5 protein-coding genes are annotated in these 2,839 nt (G+C 61.7%); 1 reads left to right on the top strand and 4 read right to left on the bottom strand.

All coding sequences use genetic code 11. The annotated features are described in order from the left end of the window. Window positions 1-143 precede the first annotated feature (143 nt). Window positions 144-482 (top strand): P-II family nitrogen regulator, encoded by a 339-nt coding sequence (locus AC1D1X_RS19860; RefSeq protein ID WP_007869659.1) that lies wholly within the window; start codon window positions 144-146, stop codon window positions 480-482. A gap of 125 nt (window positions 483-607) precedes the next feature. Here the strand turns inward: AC1D1X_RS19860 and AC1D1X_RS19865 are convergent, their stop codons facing one another. The 4 genes from AC1D1X_RS19865 to AC1D1X_RS19880 form a co-directional block, all read right to left on the bottom strand. Beyond that, a complete protein-coding gene (locus tag AC1D1X_RS19865) occupies window positions 608-1,240 on the bottom strand; it encodes an LOG family protein (protein WP_477670850.1) in 633 nt (210 codons plus the stop codon). After that, window positions 1,237-1,713: a diacylglycerol kinase gene (locus AC1D1X_RS19870; protein ID WP_477670849.1), complete on the bottom strand. Its 477-nt coding sequence runs from the start codon at window positions 1,711-1,713 to the stop codon at window positions 1,237-1,239. Before AC1D1X_RS19870 ends, AC1D1X_RS19865 begins: the two co-directional genes overlap by 4 nt. A gap of 36 nt (window positions 1,714-1,749) precedes the next feature. Continuing rightward, complete coding sequence (locus AC1D1X_RS19875; protein ID WP_477670848.1) at window positions 1,750-2,307, bottom strand: RDD family protein; 558 nt, start codon at window positions 2,305-2,307, stop codon at window positions 1,750-1,752. Window positions 2,308-2,378: 71 nt separating this feature from the next. Further along, window positions 2,379-2,839, bottom strand: a 461-nt coding sequence (locus AC1D1X_RS19880; RefSeq protein WP_477698971.1) for a DUF3106 domain-containing protein, incomplete at its 5' end; no start/stop codon positions are given.

Consider the following 2,839-nt stretch of genomic DNA (forward strand, 5'->3'; position numbering starts at 1 on the left):
GCGTAGCTCCCTGCCCCCCGAGGGGGCCGCTGCGCCTGCGGCCCGGCAAAGCCGGTTCCGCGGCCCCTGCTGGTGAAGTCACTTGCACGTTGTACGCCGCTAAATGCCTTTTTGACGATATTTAGAATTAATGGAGATATTCAGTGAAACAAATTACCGCCGTCCTCAAGCCCTTCAAACTCGAAGAAGTCCGTGAGGCCTTGGCCGAATGCGGCGTGACTGGTCTGACCGTCACTGAAGTCAAGGGCTTTGGCCGCCAGAAGGGCCACACCGAGTTGTACCGTGGCGCCGAATACGTCGTCGATTTCCTGCCGAAGGTCAAGGTTGAGGTTGTGGTGAAGACCGAAGACGTGGAGCGTTGCGTGGATGCCATCGTTCGCGCTGCACGCACCGGCAAGATCGGTGACGGCAAGATTTTCATCACCAGCGTCGAGCGGGTGGTGCGTATCCGTACGGGTGAGGAAGACGAAGCGGCGGTCTAGATAGGCCCCCACGGTCGCTCACTGCGTGTAGCTTCCTGCCCCCCGAGGGGGCCGCTGCGCCTGCGGCCCGGCAAAGCCGGTTCCGCGGCCCCTGCTGGCCTGAAGAAAAGTCCCTGCGACCGGTGTCAGATTTGGTCGAGGCGGGTGTTGCCTGGCGTCATGCCGGCTGCCTGTACCAGCGTTTCCAGCAGTGATTCGGCATCGCTGCTGGTTCGGATCAGGTCCATCAGCCAGTCATTCATGAAGCCGGTTTTTACCGAAGATGCCAGGAACGCGAGCAGGGCGTCGTAGTAGCCGTTCATGTTGAGCAGGCCGACCGGTTTGTCGTGGTAGCCGAGCTGGCGCCAGGTCCATACCTCAAAAAATTCCTCCAGCGTACCGATGCCGCCGGGCAATGCCAGGAACGCATCGGCATGCTCGGCCATCAGGTATTTGCGCTCATGCATGTTTTCCACGATGTGCAGCTCGGTGCATCCGGTGTGGGCCCATTCCTTCTCCACCAGTGCCTTGGGGATGATTCCCACGACACGCCCGCCGGCCGCCAGCGCAGCGTCGGCCATGATGCCCATCAGGCCATTGCGGCCACCGCCATAGACCAGCTGCCCGCCGCGCTTGCCAATCCAGGTGCCCACGAGGGCGGCAATGGCGGCGAATTCGGGCTGGTTGCCGGGACGGGATCCGCAGTAAACGCAGAGGGAAAAAGCAGGTTTGGAGGCAGGTTTGGAGATATCGGTCACTTTGTTGATGCTTGCGTTCATGCGGCAAATCGCTGGAACAGCGCCAGGGCCCAGGTACCTGCGCACAGCAGCAGGCTGAGCAGTACGGCGGCACTTCCCATGTCCTTGGCGCGCTTGGAAAGGTCATGCCATTCGGGGCCGATGCGGTCGATGGCGGTCTCGATGCCCGTGTTGAGCAGCTCCACGATCATGATGAGGATGACGGTGCCGGCCAGGAGCACCGTTTCGACCCAGCTACGGCCCAGCCAGAAAGCGGCGGGGATCAGCACAATCGACGCGATCGCCTCCTGACGGAAAGCGGTTTCATGCCAGCCGGCGCGCAGGCCGGCAACGGAATAGCCGGTGGCGTGCCAGACGCGGCTCAGGCCCTTGCGGTGTTTTTGGGGGTTGACGGGCTCATTGGAGCCCAGTCGGGAGGTGGCGCCAGCAGCAGCGACATCAACATCAGATGGCGGCGCTGGCACAGACATGGGAAACGGAACTTGTTCGGGCATGGTGCCATTGTCRCGCAGCTTTATGGCACATTGATGTTAGGGCTGATGGGGCGCAGTATCGGCGATACCGGCCTTGTTTTTCCCCTTGCGCCCGGGTTTTTCGGGTGCGACCCAGGTGATGAGCCGCGTGCCCGCCCAGGCGTCGTGCCAAAACTGTTTTTGCGGATGAAAGCGCGCCAGGATGGCCCAGATGGCGACCCACCCCAGCGTCAGTACGGCGCCTTCCCGCCCTGGCAGCGCCATTGCCCAGCTCACGGCCAGGGGTGGCAGGAACCAGAGCCAGCTCAGCGCATAGCGCAGCAGCGCACGTTTCTGGGTGACGGGTGCACCGTTGAGGTCGACCACGCGGATGTTCCAGGTCTTCATGGCCAGGGTCTGGCCTTTGGCCCAGAACCAGACGAAGTAGATACCGAAAATCACAAACACGAACGCCTGCAGGGCATGGCGATTGTCCAGGGCATTTCGGGTCTGGCTCAATGTACTGAAGAGGTAACCGGCCAGAAAAACCACGCCGAACATCAGCATGCCTTCGTACATCCAGCAGGCCATGCGGCGGGGAATGGATGGAATGGGGAGGGTGTCTGTGACTGTCAAAGATGTCGCGATAAAGGTTGGCCACAGTGACGGCAGCAGGCATGGGCCAAGCCCAGCCGCTGCGGTAGCGTTTAGCGTTGGGGCGTGGCGCTTGTTGCGGCACCGCTTGCGGACGGCGCGGCGGGCGTAGCAGCTGAGGCAGGTTGCAAAGCAGTGATTTTAGGGCCAGGTTTGCTGGCTGCCTTGACCGGGTGCGGTGTCACGGGCGCCAGCTTTTGCGGTGCCACCGGTCTCACCGCTGTTGCCGCTCCGGTAGGCTTTGGACTGGCCTTGGCGGCCAGCTTCTGCTTTTCTTCGGGGCTGAGAGCCTGGTAGGTTTCCCATTTGGCTTTTTTCTCTTCAGGCGTGAGCTGCTTGGAGAGTTCCTWGGTCTTGCCGAAGTTCAGCCGGGCTTGCGCGCGCTGCTGGGGGCTCAAGGTGACCCATTCATTCATGCGGCTGTGCAGGTTGGCCTGCCCTTCCGGTGCGAGTGAGGGGTAATTTTTGGAGATTTCCAGCCATTTGCGCTTTTGCGCCTCGCTGACGGTATCCC

This window comes from Polaromonas sp. P1_G4, from assembly GCF_056405475.1.